The sequence below is a fragment of the Frateuria sp. genome, from assembly GCF_035695185.1.
GTDB lineage: Bacteria > Pseudomonadota > Gammaproteobacteria > Xanthomonadales > Rhodanobacteraceae > Frateuria_A.
The window spans coordinates 1-18,737 of sequence record NZ_DASSES010000047.1 but is presented as its reverse complement, the minus strand read 5'-3'; the positions used below and the strand labels follow the sequence as shown (position 1 = coordinate 18,737).

Below are 18,737 nucleotides of genomic sequence, written 5' to 3'. Positions count from 1 at the left end.
ATTCAAACGACGCGCACGCCGCGTCGGTTCAGCTCGGGGTGACGCCAGAAGGCATCGTTCTCGAAGCGCCGGAACACGTCCGGAGGCAGCACGCTCTCGCGCGGTACCGCGCCGACCCTGCCGCGGACTTCGTGCAGCCCGGGCGTGCCCGCCTTGCGGTCGAATTCGCTCGCGTCGTACTCGATACGCTCGAAGTCGTGCTCGAAGCCCGGCTCGCCGATGAAGTCGTAGACGGCAGCCAATGCCGCGCGCGGATTGGCAACCAGCGTCTCGTACTGCAGCAGCATCAGGTTGCCGGCGTGCTCACCAAAGAAGGCTTCCTTCAGCGCGTTGTACGGGTACCCGACCAGGCCATCGCCGTTGGCCACGCCATCGGCGCGCGAGTAGACGGTGCCGCCGACCGCGTAGTTGAAGATCGACGAGGGCTGGAACGCGTTGCGCTGGACCAGCCGCTCGACGCTGTCGATCACCCAGGGCATGTCGCGCACACAGGCAATCACGCGCGACTGCGGATACATGGCGCGCAAGGCCCCCATGCGCGCGCACCAGGCGCGATTGGTGTCGAAGACCACGTCGGCCGCGGTGCCGGCGTAGTAGTTTTCGATGGCTCCGCGCAGTACGCGCTGGCGCGCGGCGTCGTCGATGAAGACCGAATATTCGTTGCGGCCGCTCATTTCCCCGAGCAGGGCCGCCACCATGCCCGCCACCGGGCCGCTCATGCCCGCATGGAACCGCGGGTTCTGGCGCAGCAAGGCCGCAAGAAGGGTCGACCCCGAGCGCGGGAGGCCCGAGATGAAGTGGAAGCGCATGTTGTCCCCTGTAGCTGCGCGAGGCGCGACCGGTCACCGCGGTGTCCGGGTCATGCTCGCGATCGTCCGAAAACCACCTGCTGCGCACCCGGCTGGCGGTTGGCCTCGGATGCGCTGGGCGGCGTCGTGCCTGCCACCCGGAAAGTGTGACGCAGTTCACACTTTGTCGACAGTGTAGGGGGAGCGTTTCCGGCTTGCCAGAGGAGTGCGCAAAAAGCGGGCGAAATTCGTCATCCGCTCCGGCAGCGCCCCAGCGCCTCGGCGGTCCCGGCGGATGTCGGGGCCATAATGGCCGACCCACCGCGCCCGCGAGTCCTCCGGATGACCGCCCACAGCCATCGCGTCCACGGCCTGGCAGCCGACGACACGCCCCCCGACTGGCCTCCGCTGGCCCACGCGGAAGTGGCCACCGTGCTTGCCGGTTATGGCGGGCTGGGGGCACCGCTGGTGCTGCACTGGCACAGCCCGCGGCCACTGTCGGCGGCGGCAGTGGTCGAGACGTCGGGCGGAACCGTGTTCGTCAAGCGCCACCATCGCAGCGTGCGCACCGTCGCCACGCTGATGGAGGAGCACGCATTCATGGCCTGGCTGCGCGCCGCCGGCGTGCCGGTGCCGCGGGTACTGGCCGATCGCGCAGGCCGGAGCGCCCTCGCACGGGGGGACTGGACCTACGAGGTGCATGCGCCCGCCGAGGGCCTGGATCTCTATCGCGAAACCATGTCGTGGTCGCCGCTGCTGGATCTCTCACACGCCCGGGCCGCCGGTGCGATGCTCGCGCAGCTGCATGCGGCCGCGGACGGCTATACGGCCGCCCAGCGGAGCACGCACATTCTGGTCGCACGCAGCGATCTCATCGTTGCCGACGATCTGCTCGCCGCCCTCGCCGCACAGCTGCCGGCGCGGCCGGGGCTGGCCGGATACCTGGTCCAACGCGACTGGCGCGGCGAGATCGGTGAGGCGCTGGCGGCCTTCCATGCCCGCGCGCAGCCGCATATCGCAGCCCAGGCGCCCTGCTGGACACATGGCGACTGGCATGTTTCCAACCTGTGCTGGCGCGCCCGGGGCCAGGCGCGTGTCAGCGCGGTGCTCGACTTCGGCCTGTCCGCGCGCACGTTCGCCTTGTTCGACCTGGCCACCGCCATCGAACGCAATGCGATCGCCTGGCTGGCACTGGACGCCGGTGACGCGGCGGTGCACATCGGGACCGCACGCGCCCTGATCGAGGGCTACCGTTCACGTCGCCCGCTGACCGCCGGCGACGTCCGCCTGCTTGCCGATCTGTTGCCGCTGGTGCACGTCGACTTCGCCCTGTCCGAAGTGGAGTACTTCGCCGCGATCACGCGTTCGCCGGCCAATGCGGACGTGGCCTATCACACCTTCCTGCTCGGGCACGCGGCGTGGTTCGGCACGGCACCGGGGCGCGCACTGCTGGACGCCATCCACACGCTCGCCTGATACGCGCCACGGCGAGGCGTTCGGGCGGGACGGTCCGCAGCCCGGCTCGACCGAAGCGGCCGACACTCCGGCTCCGGCGCAGAAGACATGCGCGAACCGGGGTTTGGGTTGGACGTCCATTCCATGCTTCAATAGCCGCCTTGAAGCGGGGGTGCCCGGCAGAACGGCCGGGCTGAGAGAGTCCCTTGGAACCTGATCCGGCTTGTACCGGCGTAGGGAGCTTGATAAGCAGTCGCGCGTCCGTCCGGGCGTGCGCCTGGCCGTCGCTTCGTCCTTATCCCTTGCCGACGAGCCGACGATGACCCTCCCCCGCACGCCCCTGCTGCTTGCCCTGTTCGCCGCGCTGGCCCCTGCCGCGTACGCCGCCGACGCGCCCGACACCACCCAGGCCAAGGAACTCGCACCCGTGCGGGTGGAAGGCCGGACGCACGACGACCGCCACGGCACCGCCATCAACGCCTACGGCAACGCCTCGCTGCACGACACCCCCGCGGCGGTCACGGTGATCACCCGCCAGCAGATCGACGACCGGCACATCCGGAGCCTGAGCGAACTGGCGCGTGAGGACGCCTCGCTCGGCGACAATTACGCCCCGGTGGGCTACTACCAGGACATTGCGATTCGCGGCTATCCGCTGGACCTCGCGACCGGCGTACGCTTCAACGGCCTCACCGTGGCCGGCGAGCAGCCTCTCGCCCTGGAGGACAAGCAGCGCGTTGAGGTGCTCAAGGGGCTGGCCGGGCTGCAGGCGGGTGTAATGGAACCGGGCGGCGTGGTGAACTTCGTCAGCAAGCGCCCGGCCGAGGTGCGCGAAGCGACGCTCGGTACCGATACGCACGGCTCGCGCTACGGCGCACTGGACCTGGGAGGCTGGCTCACGCCGACCTTCGGCCTGCGTGCCAACCTGGCCTGGGAGGACACCCATGCCTATGTGCGCCACGCCGATGGCCGGCGCAACTTCTACGCCCTGGCCGCCGACTGGCACCTCAGCCCCGACGCCACGCTGGAACTGGACAGCGACTACCAGGCCAGCGCGCAGCGCTCGGTCTCCGGCTACCAGTTGCTGGGCGGCGATACCCTGCCCGCACACGCCGACGCCACCCGCATGCTGGGCTTCGAGCCGTGGCAGCAGCCGGTGAGCATCCATGCCGCCAACACCAGCGCACGTCTCAACTATGCCTTCGACGACGACTGGCGCCTGCGCCTGGCCGCCGGCCACAGCCGCAGCGTGATCGACGACAACGTGGCCTTCGCCTATGGTTGCTTCTACTCGCCCGCCTGCGCCAGCGGCGCGCCCGGCAATTTCTTCGCACCGAACGGCGACTACGACGTCTACGACTACCGCAGCCCCGACGACACGCGCATCGATGACGAGGCCCGCGTGGCGCTCGAGGGCCAGGTCGATACCGGTGCCGTGAGCCAGCAGCTGACGCTGGGCGCGGGCGCCTTCCGCCGCCTCAACGACCAGCGTGCGGACGTCTACGACTACGTCGGCACCGCCAACATCGCCGACCTCGATCCGCCCTACTTCGCGCCTTCGCCCAACCAGCCCGGTCCGTCCGTGCGTCGGCTCACCAGCTGGCAGCATTCACTGTTCGCGCTCGACCGGTTGCACCTGGGCGAGGCCTGGCAACTGCTCGCCGGCGGCCGTTTCGTGCGCCTGCACGAGCGCGCCTACGACGGCGACGGCGTGCCCGAGCGCGACACCCGACTGAGCAAGATGCTGCCGCAGGCCGCCCTGCTGTGGCAGCCCGGCGAGGCGCTCACCACCTACCTGAGCTACAGCGAGGGGCTCTCGCTCGGCAAGGAAGCGCCGTACTGGACGAGCAACGACGGCCAGATGCTGGCGCCGCGCCTGTCGCATCAGCTGGAAGCGGGCATGAAGTACGACCTCGCCGACGCGCTCGACCTCAGCGCCGCGGTCTTCCGCATCCACCAGCCCTACCAGTTCGCCCGGCCGGACGACTCCGCCTACGGCTTCACCTTCGTTCAGCAGGGCGAGGAAGTGCATACCGGGCTGGAACTGGGTGCGCAGGGCCGCGTGACCGCCAACCTCGGACTCACCGCCAGCGCCAGCTTCATCCGCGCACGCGCGCAGGGGACCGGCACCAGCGCCTACGAGGGCCACCAGGTCGCCAACGTGCCGCGCCTGCGCGCCGCCGTGTACGCCGACTACCGCCTGCCGTTCGCCCCGCAGCTGAGCCTGCTCGGCGGCTGGCGCTACGCCTCGCCCAACGTGGCCACGCCGGACGGTCGCGTGCGCGTTGCCGCCTACAATGTCTTCGACGCCGGGGTGCGCTATGCCACCACGCTGAACGGCCACGCGTTCACCGTCCGCCTGTCGATCGACAACCTGTTCGACCGCTTCTACTGGCGCGACACCGGCAGCGCCTATGGCGACAGCTACCTGTTCGCGGGCGCGCCGCGGCTGGCCCGGCTGTCGATGAGCTACGCGTTCTGATGGACGCGGTCGAGCTCATCGGGGCGGCGCTGAGCGCGTGGGCGGTGTGGCTCACTGCGCGGCGCCGCCCGTGGTGCTGGCCGGTGGGCTTCGCCTCGGTGCTGGTGTATGGCTGGATCTTCATCGACGCCAGGCTCTACTCCGATGCCTTGCTGCAGGCCGCCTTCGCCGGCTTGATCGTGTACGGCTGGCTGCGCTGGCTGAAACACCTGGGCCGCGACGGCCGCGTGCAGGTCGCGGCACTCGCGCCGGGGCGCCTGGCCGCCCATCTGGCGCTCGGCCTGGCCGGCGCGCTCGCGCTCGGCTATGCGATGCACCGCTGGACCGATGCCGCGCTGCCGTGGCTCGACGCCGCGCTCACCGCCTTCAGCCTGGTCGCGCAGTGGTGGCAGGGGCGCCGCCACCTCGCCGCGTGGTGGCTGTGGATCGTGGTCGACGTCGTCTATGTCGGGGAGTACGTCTACAAGGACCTGCTGATCACCGCCCTGCTTTATGCCGGCTTCGTGGTCCTGGCGGCCATCGGCCTGCGCGACTGGCGCCGGGCGCGCGAGGCCCGGCCCGAGGCGCAGCCTGCGATCGGCTGAGTCGCGGAAGCTGCGCTACCCGTCCAGCTCGACCACGCGCGGCATCACTTCGTGCCCGTCGACGACCAGTTCGCCCACGCTGATGGGCAGCTTGAACCGCCGCCGCCCGGCGCTGCCGGGGTTGACGTACAGCACGCCCGCGCGTTCCTCCACCAGCGGCTTGTGCGAGTGCCCGGAGACCACCACGTGCACGCCCGCGGCGTGCGGATCGATCGCCAGCTCCTTGAGGTCGTGCAGTACGTACAGCTGCAACTCGGCCAGCGTCAGCGTGGCCGTCGCCGGCACGCTGGCGAAGGCCGGATCGAAGTCGTTGTTGCCGCGCACCGCGGTCACGGGCGCCAGGGTCGCCAGCGCGTCCAGGATCGCCACATCACCGATGTCGCCGGCGTGGATGATGCGCTGGCATCCGCGCAGGAAGTCCACGGCCGCGGGACGCAACAGGCCATGGGTATCGGAAATCAGGCCGATGCGGATCATCCTGCAGGCTATCTCTTCGTGCTCTGCCGAGCGGGCCCCGCACGATAGCCCGACCGGCGCAGCCGTGGCGTCATGACGCGAGCCCGTCCGCCGGCGGACAACGGCGGCTGTCCGTCCACGAGCGTCCGGACAAGCGATCGTCCGCGGACAGTCGTCCGAGGCGGGCCGGACCGGCGAAGAACCGCATCGCAGTGCGCTTTTAAACGTTGGCACGCATCCTGCCATCCCATCCGCGAAAGCTTCCTTCCACCCACGCGGAGAACCGCCATGAAATTCGAAACCGTCCTGCTGCAGAGCTTCTTTGCCGCCGCCATGCTGCTGTGCCTGGCCGTCATGAGCGCCATGTTGATCCTGCCCTCGCCCAACACCCTCGCCGCGGCCACCCAGGCGCACGCCGCCGCGGTCGCCAACGCCCGGGGCTGAGATCCGCCACCCGCTTCATCGGAAACGAAAGCGTCGCAGGAAGTGGGGGAACGGCGCATGCCTATACTTGCTGCATGGCCGGGCCACTGCACCTGCTCCGACGCGCCACTCACGAACCGATCCGCCGCTGGGTACTGAGCGCCTTCCCGCGCGATCCCGGCGGCATGCTGGACTACGACCACCCGCGCGGCGACCCCGGCCTGTTCGGCCCGGACAGCGTGACCTGGCGCATCCATGCCGACTTTCCCGGCATGCTCGCCGGCGGCCTGGCCGCACTGATGATGCAGACGCTGCAACCGCTGGCACTGGCGGGCGTGTGGGACCATTCGGACTTCCGCGGCGACCTGGTCGGCCGTTTGCGCCGAACCACCACGTTCGTCGGCGCCACCACGTACGCGCCGCGAGCAGCGGCTGAACGTTTGATCGACCGCGTGCGCCACATCCACGGGTTCGTGTGCGGCAAGGCCGAGGACGGCACGCCCTATGCGGCGGACGATCCCGACCTGCTCACCTGGGTGCACGTCACCGAAGCGTGCAGCTTCCTGGCCGGCTACCGCCGCTTCTCCCACCACGAGGTACCGCGCGCCATCGCCGACCGCTATTACGACGAGGTGAGCCGCATCGCCGTGGCGCTCGGTGCCGGGAAAGTGCCCTCGCGCGAGGCCGAGGTCGCCGAGTACTTCGCTCGCGTCCAGCCGCAACTGGCCTGCACCGACCGCTCGCGCGAGGTTCTGCGCGTGCTCGCCGGCGTGCGCCTGCCCGTTCCGCTCGCCGGGTTGTCGCGTGACGTCTTCCTCAATGCCGGCATCGCGCTGCTGCCGGCGTGGGCCAGCAGCCTGCTCTGCCATACGCCGCGGCAACGGCGGCAAGCCCGCATGGCGGCGACACTGCTGTGGTCGATGGCGCCGGCGTTCCGCGCCGCCTTGAGGGAGGACGGTGTGGTCGGCCGCTCCTGCCGACGAGTGGGCGTGGCGCCCGACGCGATGCAACGCTGGCCGTCACCCGTCGCCTAGTTGCGAGGCCCGGTCCACGGCCCAACCTGCCTGCCATGCAGGCCACGCCCCGGGCTTGCGCCTGGCGCGTCCGGCCCGGCACCGGAGACTTCGATCCCTCACCGGCACCGCGGTCGTGGCGCGGGCACCGCCGAGCCCGGGGGCGCGAGATGCGACTCCTGCCAGATCCTGTCAGCAATGCGGCCCGTCAGGCCGCCGGCCCGGTGGGTTTCGCCCGGGCCCGCAGGCATCATGGTCGTCTCCTCCCCGCGTGCCCCCAGCCATGTCTTCCCGTTCCGCCGTTGCCCCGGTCGCGCTCGCGGTCGGCGCGCTGTTGATCAGTATGGTGTCCTACCAATGTGGTGCCTCGCTCGCCAAGCATCTGTTTCCACAGGTCGGCGCGCAGGGGGCGACCGCCTATCGGCTGGGACTCAGCGCGCTGATGCTGCTGGCGTGGCGACGACCCTGGCGCCGCTCGGGCGGCGGACGGGACTGGCGGGCGCTGTGGGGCTACGGTCTCTCCATGGGCGCAATGAACCTGGTGTTCTACATGTCCTTGCGCACCATCCCGCTGGGAATCGCGGTCGCGCTGGAGTTCACCGGGCCGCTGGCGCTCGCGCTGGCCGGTTCGCGCCGGCCACTGGACTTCATCTGGATCGGGCTGGTCGTGGCCGGACTGGCCCTGCTGCTGCCGCTGCGCGCGCAGGCACAGGCGCTCGACCCGCTCGGGGTGGCGTATGCGCTGGCCGCCGGAGTGGGCTGGGCGCTCTACATCGTGCTGGGAAAAAAGGTCGGCGCGAGCCACGGCGGGGACGCGGTGGCCCTGGGCATCACCATCGGCGCCCTGCTGACGATCCCGTTCGGCGCGGTCCATGCCGGTGCCGCGCTGCTGTCGCCGGCCTTGCTGCCGTATGCGGTGGGCGTGGCGTTGCTCAGCTCGGCGCTGCCGTACTCGCTGGAGATGGTGGCCTTGACCCGGCTCCCGGCGCGCACGTTCAGCACCTTGCTCAGCCTGGAGCCGGCGATCGCGGCGGTCGCCGGCGCGGTCCTGCTCGGCCAGCGGCTGAGCCTGCTGCAGTGGGTGGCCGTCACGGCGATCATCGTGGCGGCGGCCGGTACGGCGCTTAGCGTTCGCCGGCCGGCCCTGGCCCAACCGTTGCCGACCTGAGCCACGACGCCGGGCCAAAAAAAGAAAGCCCGCCACCTGGCGGGCTTCCTGCAATCGGGCGGTGGTTCGCGGCGGCGCCGCTTATCCCAGCAACACCCGGTTCATCCGTTGCACGAACGCGGCCGGGTCCGGCAATTGGGCGCCGGCGGCGATCTCGGCCTGCTCCAGCAACAGCGTGGCGAGGTCGCGGGCCTTGGCCTCGTCGGCTTCCGCTTCCACGCGCCGGACCAGGGCATGCGCCGGGTTGACCTCCAGCGTCGGTTTGCTCTCGGGCATGTCGTGGCCGGCTTCGCGCAGCAGACGGGCCAGGTGCGGGGCCATTTCGTAGTCGGCCAGGGCCAGGCACGAGGGGCTGTCGGTGAGGCGGGCGGAGACCCTGACCTCACCGACGCGCTCGCCGAGCAGGTCCTTGAGTTTCTTGAGCAGCGGCTCGGCGGCCCTGGCGGCTTCTTCCTGCTTCTTCCGGTCGGCCTCGTCCAGCGGCACCTCGCCCTTGGCGACGCTCTGGAGCTTCCTGCCTTCGTATTCGTTCAAGCTGCCGAGCATCCACTCGTCGATGCGATCGGACATCAGCAGAACTTCGATGTCCTTTGCCTTGAATGCTTCCAGCTGCGGGCTGCCGGCGGCGGCGGCGTAGCTGTCGGCGGTGACGTACCAGATCGCCTCCTGGCCGACCTTCATGCGACCGATGTAGTCGTCCAGGCCGGTCGTCTGGCTGGCCCCCTCGCCCTTGGTGGAAGCGAAGCGCAGCAGTTTGGCGATGCGCTCGCGGTTGGTGGCGTCCTCGACGATGCCTTCCTTGAGCGTGTTGCCGAAGGCCTTGTAGAAGGTCGCGAACTTCTCCGGCTCGTCCCTGGCGAGCTTTTCGATCAGGTCCAGCACGCGTTTGACGCAGGCGCCCTTGATCCGCTCGAGCTGGCGGTTGTGCTGCAGGATCTCGCGGCTGACGTTGAGCGGCAGGTCGTCGGCGTCGACCACGCCGCGCACGAAGCGCAGGTAGTTGGGCAGCAGCTCCTCGGCCGCATCCATGATGAAGACGCGCTTGATGTAGAGCTTCAGGCCCTTGCGCTCGTCGCGCCCGCCCATCATCAGGTCGAACGGTGGCTGCGCGGGCAGGTAGAGCAGCGTGGTGAAGCTCTGGCTGCCCTCGACGCGGTTGTGCGTCCAGGCGAGCGCGTCGTTGAAGTCGTGGCCGAGCGACTTGTAGAAGCTCTGGTAGTCCTCGTCGCTGATCTCGCTCTTGGGCCTGGTCCACAGCGCGCCGGCATCGTTGACCGTCTCCCACTCGTCGGTGGGCTTTCCGTCCTTCTCGACCGGCATGCGGATCGGGAAGGCGACGTGATCGGAGTACTTGCGGATCAGCGAGGACAGCTGCCAGCGCTTGAGGAACTCGTCCTCGTCCGCCTTCAGGTGCAGGATCACGGTGGTGCCGCGTTCGGCCAGTTCGACCTGCTCCAGCAGATACTCCCCCTTGCCGTCGCTCTCCCACTTCACGCCCTCGGCGTTCGGCGCGCCGGCGCGGCGGGTCAGCACGGTCACCTTGTCGGCCACCACGAACGCCGAGTAGAAGCCGACGCCGAACTGGCCGATCAGGCGGGCGTCGGCCTTCTGCTCGCCGCTCATCGCCTCGAGGAAGCGGCGGGTGCCGGAGCTGGCGATGGTGCCGATGTTCGCCACCACCTCGTCGCGGTTCATGCCGATGCCGTTGTCGCGCACGGTGATCGTGCGCGCCTGCTCGTCCCAGCTCACGTCGATGTGCAGCTCGCCCTCGCCGGCCAGCAAGGCGGGGTTGGCGATCGACTCGAAACGCAGCTTGTCGCAGGCGTCGGAGGCGTTGGAAACAAGCTCGCGCAGGAAGATCTCCTTGTGCGAATAGAGCGAATGGGTCACCAGGTGCAGGACCTGGGCGACTTCGGCTTCGAACTTGCGGGTTTCGGTGGTTGCGGTCATTGCAGTGTTGCTTCCAGTGGTTGTGGGTGGAGCCCCTCTCCGGCCCGGAGAGGTGCCCGACAAGGCGGGTGAGGGTCCGGAGGGAGCAGAACTGCCCGGCACGTCCGAACCCTTCCCCAGCCCCTCTCCGGGGGAGAGGGGCGAAAGTTCAAGCCGCCTGCAGTGCGGCGATGCGCTCGTCCAGCGGCGGGTGGCTCATGAACAGGCGCTGCAGGCCGGCGGCCATGTGCCCGGAGATGCCGAAAGCGGCCATGGCCTTGGGCAGCGTGGTCTGGCCGTGGTCGCCCTTGAGCCGCTGCAGCGCGGAGATCATCGAGCCACGACCGGCAAGCTGCGCGCCTGCGCGATCCGCGCGGAACTCGCGCCAGCGCGAGAACGCGGCCACGATCATCGAGGCGAACAGCCCGAACACCACCTGCAGCACCATCACGGTGACGAAGTAACCGATGCCGATGCCGCCGCGGTTGTCGCGACCACCGTTGAGCCAACTGTCGACCAGGTTGCCGACCACGCGCGCGGCCAGGATCACCAGGGTGTTGAGCACGCCCTGGATCAGGGTGAGCGTGACCATGTCGCCGTTGGCGACGTGCCCGATCTCATGTCCCAGCACCGCGGATACCTGCTCGCGGTCCATCTGCTGCAGCAGCCCGGAACTGACCGCCACCAGCGAGCTGTTCTTCGTCATGCCGGTGGCGAAGGCGTTCATCTCCGGTGCGTCGTAGATGGCCACTTCCGGCATGCCGACGCCGGCGACCCGGGCATGATGGCGCACGGTGTCGACCAGCCACTGCTCGGCGGCCGTCTGCGGCTGCTCGATCACCCGCGCGCCGGTGGAGTACTTGGCGATGGTCTTGGACATCGCCAGCGAAATGAAGGCACCGCCCATGCCGAACACGGCGGCGTAGACCAGCAGGCCGGTCATGCCGCCGTAGCCGTGGGCGGCGGCCCACTGGTCGATGCCGAACAGGCGGCAGACGATGCTCAGCAGCAGGAGGACGGCAATGTTGGTGGCAAGGAACAGGACGATTCGACGCACGGCTGGCTCGTTGGCAGTCATGGAAAAGCGGCTCGCGCCGCAGCCTGAGACTCGGGGCGGTGTGCAATAGTTTCAAGAGGCGTGCCGGCGCCGGGCCGGGGGCTCAGCGGGCCGGAGCGGCCGGCGGCGGGGCGGCGGTCAGCGCCGCCAGGTCGGCCAGGCCGAAGGCCTGCTCGATGGCATGGATCTGCCCGACCGCACCCTCGAAGCCGTCGCGGCCGACCATCTTCTGTTCCAGCGCCTCGAACTGCTCCGACAGCTCGCTGTAGCGAGGGGCGGTCAGGGTCTTTTTCCAGGCCGGGAAGACGACCGTGTCCTCGATCGCGGCGTGGTGCTGGTACATGCGTACCAGACCCGCCAGCGCAGCGGCCAACGGGTCCATGGCGCTGCGCCCGACGCCGTGGCCGGCGCTGGTCGCCAGGATGTAGTCGGTGAGCTGGCGGCCGCGCTGGTGCTGCGCGGCAAGGGTGCGGCAGATCGTCGTCAGCGTCCCCCCCGCGATGATCAGGGCGGGGAAGACGTGGCGCTCCTCCAGGCTGCGTTCGTGGTAGTCCTCGCCGAAGCGGCGGAACAGCGCGGCCGCACGGTGCAGCGCCTCCGCCGGGATCGCCTGCCGGCTTCGCAGCCGCGTGGCCGCCTCGGCATAGACCAGCAGCGCGCGGCGCAGGACGCCGTGCTCGCGCATGAGATCCTCCACGGCGAGCACGTCGGTGGATCGCTCCTCGTCGGCCAGGGCGGCGCGCGGCACGCCGGCCATCAAGCCGCCGAGCGCGGCGATGCCGGCACTGCCGACCCAGCGGCGACGGCCCGGGTCGGGAGGATGCATGGGATCGGTTCGCGCCATGGCTCAGCGCCAGGCCGCTTCGCTGCGCTGCTCGAAGTGCTCGTAGGCGGTGATCAGGCCACCCAGCACCTCGGCCGAGGTCTCGAACAACGCCTGGGCCCTGGGGTCGGAAACCTTCGGCACGTCCTCGCGGACGTGTTCCATCGCCTCGCGCAGCATGCCTTTGATCTTGCGGGTGTGTTCACGCGGGTCGTCGTGGCCTTCGGGTGCATCGGTCATGGGTCTTCTCCCTATGCCGGCCGGACGCCCGGGATGCTCTCGCCATGCCCGTTGCGGGCAGGTGAACTGGCGCAGCGCACCGTAGAATCGCCTGCATGACCTACTGCGGCCACTTCGCCCCCTCCCCCACCGGATGGCTGCACTTCGGCTCGCTGGTGGCCGCGGTGGGGAGTTGGCTGTGCGCCCGGCACGCGGGCGGGCAGTGGCTGTTACGGGTGGAGGACATCGACCCGCCGCGCGAGGTTGCCGGTTCGGCACAGGCGATTCTGGCGGCGCTACCGTCATTCGGCCTGGTCGCCGATGCGCCGGCGTTGTACCAGTCACGACGCCGCCCGGCTTACGACGCCGCATTCGAGCAGCTGCGCGCAGCGGACCTGGTGTTTCCCTGCTGGTGCAGCCGGGCCCAGCTGGCCGGGGAGGGCGGACTCCACCGTGACGGCCGCTGCATCGCACTGCCGGATTCCGGGCGCCCGCCGGCCTGGCGGTTGCGCGTGCCGGACGTGACGGTCGCCTTCGACGACGCCCTGCAGGGTCCGCAGCGGCAGAACCTGCGCGAGGTGGCCGGCGACTTCGTGATCCGCCGGGTGGAGGGCTATTACGCCTACCAGTTGGCCTGCGTGGTCGACGATGCATTCCAGGGCATCACCGAGGTGGTGCGTGGCAACGACCTGCTCGACTCCACCCCGCGCCAGATCTGGCTGCAACGCTGCCTGGGCCTGCCGACGCCCGCCTACCGGCACCTGCCGCTGGCGCTCGACGCACACGGGCGCAAGCTATCCAAATCCGAACGCGCGCATCCGGTAGACCCCGCCCGGCCGCTGCCGGCATTGCGGCGGGCCCTGGCTTTTCTGGACGTCCAGACGTCCGAAGTGGCAGACTGTCCGGCAGCCCTGCTGGATGCGGCACTGGAGCGCTTCGACCCAGCCCGCCTGCCCCGCCTGGCCTCCCGCACCCTGTAGGAGCAACCCCGGGCACCGGGAAGCAACGACACCGGGCCGCGACAAGCACGTTCCGGCGGGCGGGGCAGCAGTTGTCATCAAGTTGGGGTATACATGCATGGCACGCCAGCATCGGCGGCCTCTCACCGGAAACCGCAGGCAATGAACCCACGCACCGCACTGGTCACCGGCGGCACGGGCGGCATCGGCAGCGCGATCGTCCGCACCCTGGCGCGCCAGGGCCATACGGTTGCCACCAATTACCGCGATGCCGCCAAGGCGGAGAGCTGGCGCGCCGCCATGGCCGCCGAAGGGATCGAGGTATGCATGGTGCCCGGCGACGTTGCCGACCCGGTCTCGGCCGAGGCGATGGTGCGGGCGGTGGAAGCGCAGTGCGGGCCGATCCAGATCCTGGTGAACAATGCCGGCATCACCCGCGACACCACGTTCCACAAGATGGATTACCAGCAGTGGACCGAGGTGGTGAACACCAACCTCAACGCCTGCTTCAACGTGACCCGCCCGGTGATCGAAGGCATGCGTGCGCGCCGCTGGGGACGCATCGTGCAGATCAGCTCGATCAATGGCCAGAAGGGCCAGTACGGGCAGGCCAACTACGCCGCCGCCAAGGCCGGCATGCACGGCTTCACCATCTCGCTGGCGCAGGAGAACGCGAAGTTCGGCATCACGGTGAACACCGTCTCCCCGGGCTACGTGGCGACCGACATGGTGATGGCGGTGCCCGAGGACGTGCGCGAGAAGATCGTCGCGCAGATTCCGATCGGGCGGCTGGGCAAGCCCGAGGAGATCGCCCATGCGGTGGCGTTCTTCACCACCGACCAGGCCAGCTGGATCACCGGGGCGAACCTGGCGATCAACGGCGGGCATTACATGGGCTGGTGATCTTCTGGTTCCCTCTCCGCGCAGAGGAGAGGAAGACGCCCCCAGGCGACACTACTTTTCCAGCAGCTTCTCCAGCACCTTCCCCACCGCCGCGAACGCGAACGCACCGGTGATGTGCGTGGCCGCACCCAGGCCACCGCCGCAGGCCAGGTTGAGCGAGTCCCCGCCGGGCGGGCGCAGGCCGCAGACCGAGCCGTCCGGCTGCGGATACTGCACGTTCTGCAGCGAATAGACGGCCGACACGCCGAAATAGCGGTCCGGGTTGCGCGGAAAGCCGAAGTCCTGCCGGAGCTTCTTGCGGATCAGGCTGAACATCGCATCGTGCTCGGTGCGCGAGAGGTCGCGCACGCGGATCTGCGTCGGATCGGTGCGCCCGCCGGCCGACCCCACGGTGACCATCGGCAGCTTGCGCCGCCGGCACCAGGCGATCGCCTCGAGTTTCACCCGGAATGCATCGCAGGCGTCCAGCACCACGTCGTAGCCGCGGTCCAGCAGCTCATCCAGGCTGGCGGTGGTGAGGAAACGCTCGATCGCCTCGAGCCGGATGCGGGGATTGATCGCGTGGGCGCGCTCGGCCATCACGCCGACCTTGGGCTTGCCCCACTGGCCGTCGAGGGCATGCAACTGACGGTTGGTGTTGGACAGGCACACCTCGTCCGCATCGATCAGGGTCAGCCGTCCCACTCCGCTGCGCGCCAGTGCCTCGACCGCCCAGGACCCGACGCCGCCGATGCCGACCACGCAGACGTGGGCGTTCATCAGCCGCTCGATCGTGCCCCGTCCGTACAGGCGTTCGACGCCCTCGAAGCGCTCGACCGGGTAATGCGGCCCGCTCATGCGGCCTGCCCGGGGAGGGGGTGGATGCTGCCTGCCATCGAGTGCGGTTTCCTACACATCAAAAGCCCATTTTACGGCTACGAAAGCCCCCGGCGCTTCGGTATTCTGACCGTTCACTCCAAAAGAGCGGTCCACCATGAATGCACGTTCGGCACTCCTGATCCTGCTTGGCCTGGTCATCGGCGTCCTCGGCACGGTGTTCGCGATGAAGGCGCTGGGCAACCGCAACCCGATGCCGCACGCGGTGATGACCGTGATGGGGCATCACATGGGCGCGCTGGGCCAGGCGGTCAAGACCCGGCAGTGCGACGCCGCCCAGATCAACGACCACCTGCTTCGCCTGCAGTCGACCGCGTCGGACATCCCCGTCGCCTTTCCCGGCGCCGAACAGGATTTCCTCGACCATTCCAACCGCCTGCGCACCGAGCTGCAGGCCGCCGTGCAGGCACACCCGACCGATTGCGCCGCGCTGGCCAGGGCCGTCAAGCCGGTGGGTGACGCCTGCGAGTCCTGCCACCAGCAATACCGGTAAGCCGCGCTGCCAGGGCCGGATGCCATGTTGACGCCAGGGACGATCCCGACACCGCATCGCCGCGGGTCCCGGTTGCGCCAGCTGCGCCGGCGGCTGGACAACGCGATGTTCACCCGCGCGCGGTATTCGCAGCCGATGATGCCGGTGATGTGCCTGCTGGGCGGCCTGTTCATGCCGCTGTACTGGTACCTGTGGACCTACCTGCTGCCGCAGCCCTACAGCAACCTGGGACTTCACGTCGCCGGCTGCGCGGTGCTGCTGCCGCTGGCGCTGCAGCGCTGGTGGCCGCGCCGCTGCAAGCCATGGCTGCCGGCTTACTGGTATGCGGCGATCACCTTCGTGCTGCCGTTCTTCTTCGGCTACCTGATGCTGCGCAACGGCGGCGCGATCGCGTGGATGGGCGCGCACCTGTTCTCCATCTTCATCACCATGATGCTGTTCGACCTGGCGAGCTTCGCGCTGATCTACAGCTTCGGTTCGGCACTGGCCGCGCTGGCGTTCCAGCTCGGACCGCATGCGGCCTGGCCGGTGCACGCGCTGCTGCAGTACGCGCCGCTGCTGGTCCTGACGCTGATCCTCGGGCCGCTGGCCAGCCTTTCGCAGAAGTTCGGCGACCAGGCCAAGGTCAAGGCGTTGATCGGCGCCTCCAACAACATCGCGCACGAGCTGCGCACGCCGCTGGGCTCGGTGCAGATGGCCGGCCGCGCGATCGGCCGCTACCTCCCCAACCTGCTGGAAAGCCACCGCGTCGCCGAACGGGCAGGGCTGCCGGTGGCCGCCCTGCGGGGCCCGCATTTGCAGGCGCTGCAGCGCGGCATCACCGTGATCGAGCATGAGGTCAACCACGCGAACACGGTGATCGACATGCTGCTCATGGCCGCCAAGCCGATGGGCAAGCTGCAGATGGCCCCGCTGCAGGCGCGCGCCTGCGTGACCCAGGCGCTGGCGCGTTATCCGTATGCCTCGCAGGCCGAGCGCGAGCGGGTGCAGTTGGCGACCGGGCCGACCGACTTCACGATCCTGGGTTCGGAGCCGCTCCTCACCCACGTGCTTTTCAACCTGCTGCGCAACGCCTTGTTCCACACGGGCCGCGCCGGCAAGGGCGAGATCCGCGTAAGCCTGGACAGCGACGCCAGCGGCCATTGCATCCGGGTGCGCGACACCGGCCCCGGCATCCCGCCCGACGTGCTGCCGCGCATCTTCAACCGCTTCTACTCGCACAGCGACGGCCGCGACGGCACCGGGCTGGGCATCGGGCTGGCCTTCTCGCAGAGCGCGGTCGAGCGCATGGGGGGACGGATCAGCTGCCGCTCGCGGTGGGGCGAGTACACCGAGTTCTTCGTGGCGTTTCCGCCCTACGTGCCATCTGGACAGGGATTTTCGGCATGAGCATCGACTTCCACGGCGACATCCTGCCGTTCCATTTCCCCACCACCACGTTGCTGGTGGACGACCACGAGACCTACCTCGACAGCATGCCGCTGCTGCTGGACCCGATGCTGCGCCTGCGCAGCTACAGCTCGCCACGCAAGGCCCTGGCCGAGCTGGGCAGCCATGGCATCCGCGCCGTGCCCGGCGGTGGCTGGATGTACCACTGGAAGGACCGCTCCTCGCAGACGCGCGAACTGGTGGCGCTGGACATCGATTCGATCCATCGCGTGATGTTCGACCCGGAGCGATTCGCGGAGGTCTCCGTGGTGGTGGTGGACCTGACCATGCCGGAGATGGACGGCATCACCTTCTGCCGCGAGCTGGCCAATCCGCACATCGGCAAGATCCTGCTCACCGGGACCGCCGACGACTGCACCGCCATCGAGGCCTTCAACGCCGGTGTGATCGACCGCTTCATCCGCAAGAGCGATCCGCAGGCGATCGACAAACTGCAGCTTGGTATCCGCGCGCTGCAGCGGCGCTACTTCGAGCGCGTGGGTGGCTTCGTCGCCGAGGCGCTGGCGCTGGGTAACGTACGCTTCCTGCGCGACAAGGCTTTCCAGCACGCCTTCCACCGCCTGGTCGGCGAGTTCCCGGCGGTGGAGTGCTACCTGCACGTCAACCCGACCGGCATGCTGCTGCTGGACGAATGCGGGCGTGGCCGCTTCGTGCTGGTGCAGACCGACGAGGACCTGCGCGCGCACTACGAGATCGCCAGTGACCTGGGCGCGCCGGAGGTCCTGCTGGCCGCGTTGCGCGAGGGCGACCGGCTGCCCTGGTTCGGTGAGGGTGACGGTTACTACCGCGAGGGCATCCGCGAGCCGGAAGCATTGCTGCATCCGGCCGTCACCGTGCGGGGCGAGCAGTGGTACCACCTGGCGCTGATCGAGGACGTCTCGCGCTTCCAGCTTGGCAAGCTGCGCAACTACCGCGACTGGCTGGGCGAACAGGACCAGGCACTCGGGGTCTGAGCATGGGCGACGGCCCGGCGCCACGGCAGAAGTGCCCCGGGTTGCCCTCGGAGGAGGCAGGCATGCCGGCCGGGCCGAGCGCCCCTACAGGCATTCCGACTCGAGCTACATCCGCTGCCGTCCGCGCAGGATCTCCCAGTACATCACCCAGTCGCCGGCCAGGCTGTAGAGGGGGTGACGGAAGGTCGCCGGGCGATTCTTCTCGAACGCGAAGTGCCCGACCCAGGCGAAACCGTAACCCGCCAGCGGTGCCAGCCAGAGCCAGCGCGCGTCCCGGGCGACGACCGCCAGAAGGATCACCAGAAGCACGAGCGTGCTGCCGGCGAAGTGCAGCCGGCGACACGCCGGATTGCGGTGCTCGCTCAGGTAGTAGGGGTAGAACTCGCGGAAGCTGGCGAATCGGGACATGGCAGGCCGCGCCACGGAGGGGTCACGTCAGCCTGCACCCGTCCGCGCCGCCGGTAAAGACCCCTTGCGGCGGCCTGAGCCGGTTCAGCGCTCGGGCAGCGGGATGAACTCTTCTTCATCCCCGGGCACCACGCCGAACCGACCGGCGGACCAGTCGGCCTTGGCCCGCTCGATCCGCTCGCGCGAGCTGGCCACGAAGTTCCACCAAAGGTGCCGCTCGCCATCCAGCGGTGCGCCGCCGAACAGCATCAGCCGGCTGGGCGCGCGTGCCCGCAGCGGAGCCGCTGTGCCGCCACCCT

20 protein-coding genes and 1 riboswitch are annotated in these 18,737 nt (G+C 69.3%); of the genes, 11 read left to right on the top strand and 9 right to left on the bottom strand.

Annotated elements, in window-relative coordinates:
- Nucleotides 1-2: 2 nt before the first annotated feature.
- The gene (locus tag VFH59_RS03550; protein ID WP_325163511.1) at nucleotides 3-809 is read right to left on the bottom strand and encodes a sulfotransferase; all 807 of its coding nucleotides are present in this window, start codon (nucleotides 807-809) and stop codon (nucleotides 3-5) included.
- A gap of 321 nt (nucleotides 810-1,130) precedes the next feature.
- Here VFH59_RS03550 and VFH59_RS03545 point away from each other — a divergent pair, with 321 nt between their 5' ends.
- The 3 genes from VFH59_RS03545 (at nucleotide 1,131) to pnuC (ending at nucleotide 5,309) form a co-directional block, all read left to right on the top strand.
- Nucleotides 1,131-2,264, top strand: a complete 1,134-nt coding sequence (locus tag VFH59_RS03545; RefSeq protein ID WP_325163510.1) for a phosphotransferase enzyme family protein — start codon at nucleotides 1,131-1,133, stop codon at nucleotides 2,262-2,264.
- Between the two features lie 137 nt (nucleotides 2,265-2,401).
- A riboswitch (TPP riboswitch) is annotated at nucleotides 2,402-2,500 on the top strand.
- Between the two features lie 62 nt (nucleotides 2,501-2,562).
- Nucleotides 2,563-4,725 carry a TonB-dependent siderophore receptor gene (locus VFH59_RS03540; protein WP_325163509.1) on the top strand — a complete coding sequence of 721 codons (2,163 nt, stop codon included), beginning with the start codon at nucleotides 2,563-2,565 and terminating at the stop codon, nucleotides 4,723-4,725.
- Nucleotides 4,725-5,309, top strand: coding sequence for a nicotinamide riboside transporter PnuC (gene pnuC / locus VFH59_RS03535; RefSeq protein ID WP_325163508.1), 585 nt, complete (start codon nucleotides 4,725-4,727; stop codon nucleotides 5,307-5,309). The genes VFH59_RS03540 and pnuC overlap by 1 nt, the downstream gene beginning before the upstream one ends.
- A 15-nt stretch (nucleotides 5,310-5,324) precedes the next feature.
- On the opposite strand, the gene VFH59_RS03530 is transcribed toward pnuC, so the two are convergent.
- Nucleotides 5,325-5,786, bottom strand: coding sequence for a metallophosphoesterase family protein (locus VFH59_RS03530; protein WP_325163507.1), 462 nt, complete (start codon nucleotides 5,784-5,786; stop codon nucleotides 5,325-5,327).
- A 267-nt stretch (nucleotides 5,787-6,053) separates the two neighbouring features.
- On the opposite strand from VFH59_RS03530, the gene VFH59_RS03525 reads away from it, so the two are divergent.
- From VFH59_RS03525 to VFH59_RS03515, 3 genes are all read left to right on the top strand, one after another.
- Nucleotides 6,054-6,209, top strand: a complete 156-nt coding sequence (locus tag VFH59_RS03525; RefSeq protein ID WP_325163506.1) for a hypothetical protein — start codon at nucleotides 6,054-6,056, stop codon at nucleotides 6,207-6,209.
- A 74-nt stretch (nucleotides 6,210-6,283) separates the two neighbouring features.
- A complete protein-coding gene (locus tag VFH59_RS03520) occupies nucleotides 6,284-7,222 on the top strand; it encodes an oxygenase MpaB family protein (RefSeq protein WP_325163505.1) in 939 nt (312 codons plus the stop codon).
- Nucleotides 7,223-7,484: 262 nt separating this feature from the next.
- Nucleotides 7,485-8,369, top strand: a complete 885-nt coding sequence (locus VFH59_RS03515; RefSeq protein WP_325163504.1) for an EamA family transporter — start codon at nucleotides 7,485-7,487, stop codon at nucleotides 8,367-8,369.
- Nucleotides 8,370-8,450: 81 nt separating this feature from the next.
- On the opposite strand, the gene htpG is transcribed toward VFH59_RS03515, so the two are convergent.
- The 4 genes from htpG to VFH59_RS03495 all read right to left on the bottom strand — a co-directional run bounded on the left by htpG (nucleotide 8,451) and on the right by VFH59_RS03495 (nucleotide 12,418).
- Entirely contained in the window at nucleotides 8,451-10,319 is a 1,869-nt protein-coding gene (gene htpG / locus VFH59_RS03510; RefSeq protein ID WP_325163503.1) for a molecular chaperone HtpG, read from the bottom strand.
- 148 nt (nucleotides 10,320-10,467) lie between these two features.
- The gene (gene htpX, locus VFH59_RS03505; protein WP_414655845.1) at nucleotides 10,468-11,376 is read right to left on the bottom strand and encodes a protease HtpX; all 909 of its coding nucleotides are present in this window, start codon (nucleotides 11,374-11,376) and stop codon (nucleotides 10,468-10,470) included.
- Between the two features lie 82 nt (nucleotides 11,377-11,458).
- Nucleotides 11,459-12,181 (bottom strand): hemerythrin domain-containing protein, encoded by a 723-nt coding sequence (locus VFH59_RS03500; protein WP_325163501.1) that lies wholly within the window; start codon nucleotides 12,179-12,181, stop codon nucleotides 11,459-11,461.
- Between the two features lie 21 nt (nucleotides 12,182-12,202).
- Nucleotides 12,203-12,418, bottom strand: coding sequence for a hypothetical protein (locus VFH59_RS03495; RefSeq protein ID WP_325163500.1), 216 nt, complete (start codon nucleotides 12,416-12,418; stop codon nucleotides 12,203-12,205).
- 95 nt (nucleotides 12,419-12,513) lie between these two features.
- Here VFH59_RS03495 and gluQRS point away from each other — a divergent pair, with 95 nt between their 5' ends.
- Nucleotides 12,514-13,377 (top strand): tRNA glutamyl-Q(34) synthetase GluQRS, encoded by an 864-nt coding sequence (gluQRS, locus tag VFH59_RS03490; RefSeq protein ID WP_325163499.1) that lies wholly within the window; start codon nucleotides 12,514-12,516, stop codon nucleotides 13,375-13,377.
- A 141-nt stretch (nucleotides 13,378-13,518) separates the two neighbouring features.
- Nucleotides 13,519-14,259, top strand: coding sequence for an acetoacetyl-CoA reductase (gene phbB, locus VFH59_RS03485; protein ID WP_325163498.1), 741 nt, complete (start codon nucleotides 13,519-13,521; stop codon nucleotides 14,257-14,259).
- 51 nt (nucleotides 14,260-14,310) lie between these two features.
- Here phbB and VFH59_RS03480 read toward each other — a convergent pair whose 3' ends face one another.
- Complete coding sequence (locus tag VFH59_RS03480; RefSeq protein WP_325163497.1) at nucleotides 14,311-15,096, bottom strand: tRNA threonylcarbamoyladenosine dehydratase; 786 nt, start codon at nucleotides 15,094-15,096, stop codon at nucleotides 14,311-14,313.
- Between the two features lie 136 nt (nucleotides 15,097-15,232).
- Here VFH59_RS03480 and VFH59_RS03475 point away from each other — a divergent pair, with 136 nt between their 5' ends.
- Genes VFH59_RS03475 through VFH59_RS03465 form a run of 3 tightly spaced genes read left to right on the top strand, consistent with a single transcriptional unit; the run spans nucleotide 15,233 to nucleotide 18,030 of the window.
- Nucleotides 15,233-15,628, top strand: coding sequence for a cytochrome c (locus VFH59_RS03475; protein WP_325163496.1), 396 nt, complete (start codon nucleotides 15,233-15,235; stop codon nucleotides 15,626-15,628).
- A gap of 24 nt (nucleotides 15,629-15,652) precedes the next feature.
- Entirely contained in the window at nucleotides 15,653-17,017 is a 1,365-nt protein-coding gene (locus VFH59_RS03470; RefSeq protein ID WP_325163495.1) for a HAMP domain-containing sensor histidine kinase, read from the top strand.
- On the top strand, nucleotides 17,014-18,030 hold the full coding sequence (locus VFH59_RS03465; protein WP_325163494.1) for a response regulator: 1,017 nt from the start codon (nucleotides 17,014-17,016) through the stop codon (nucleotides 18,028-18,030). The genes VFH59_RS03470 and VFH59_RS03465 overlap by 4 nt, the downstream gene beginning before the upstream one ends.
- Nucleotides 18,031-18,135: 105 nt before the next feature.
- Here VFH59_RS03465 and VFH59_RS03460 read toward each other — a convergent pair whose 3' ends face one another.
- Nucleotides 18,136-18,438 (bottom strand): DUF962 domain-containing protein, encoded by a 303-nt coding sequence (locus VFH59_RS03460; protein WP_325163493.1) that lies wholly within the window; start codon nucleotides 18,436-18,438, stop codon nucleotides 18,136-18,138.
- A gap of 84 nt (nucleotides 18,439-18,522) precedes the next feature.
- The coding region (locus VFH59_RS03455) for a pirin-like C-terminal cupin domain-containing protein (RefSeq protein ID WP_325163492.1) at nucleotides 18,523-18,737 on the bottom strand (215 nt) is incomplete at its 5' end.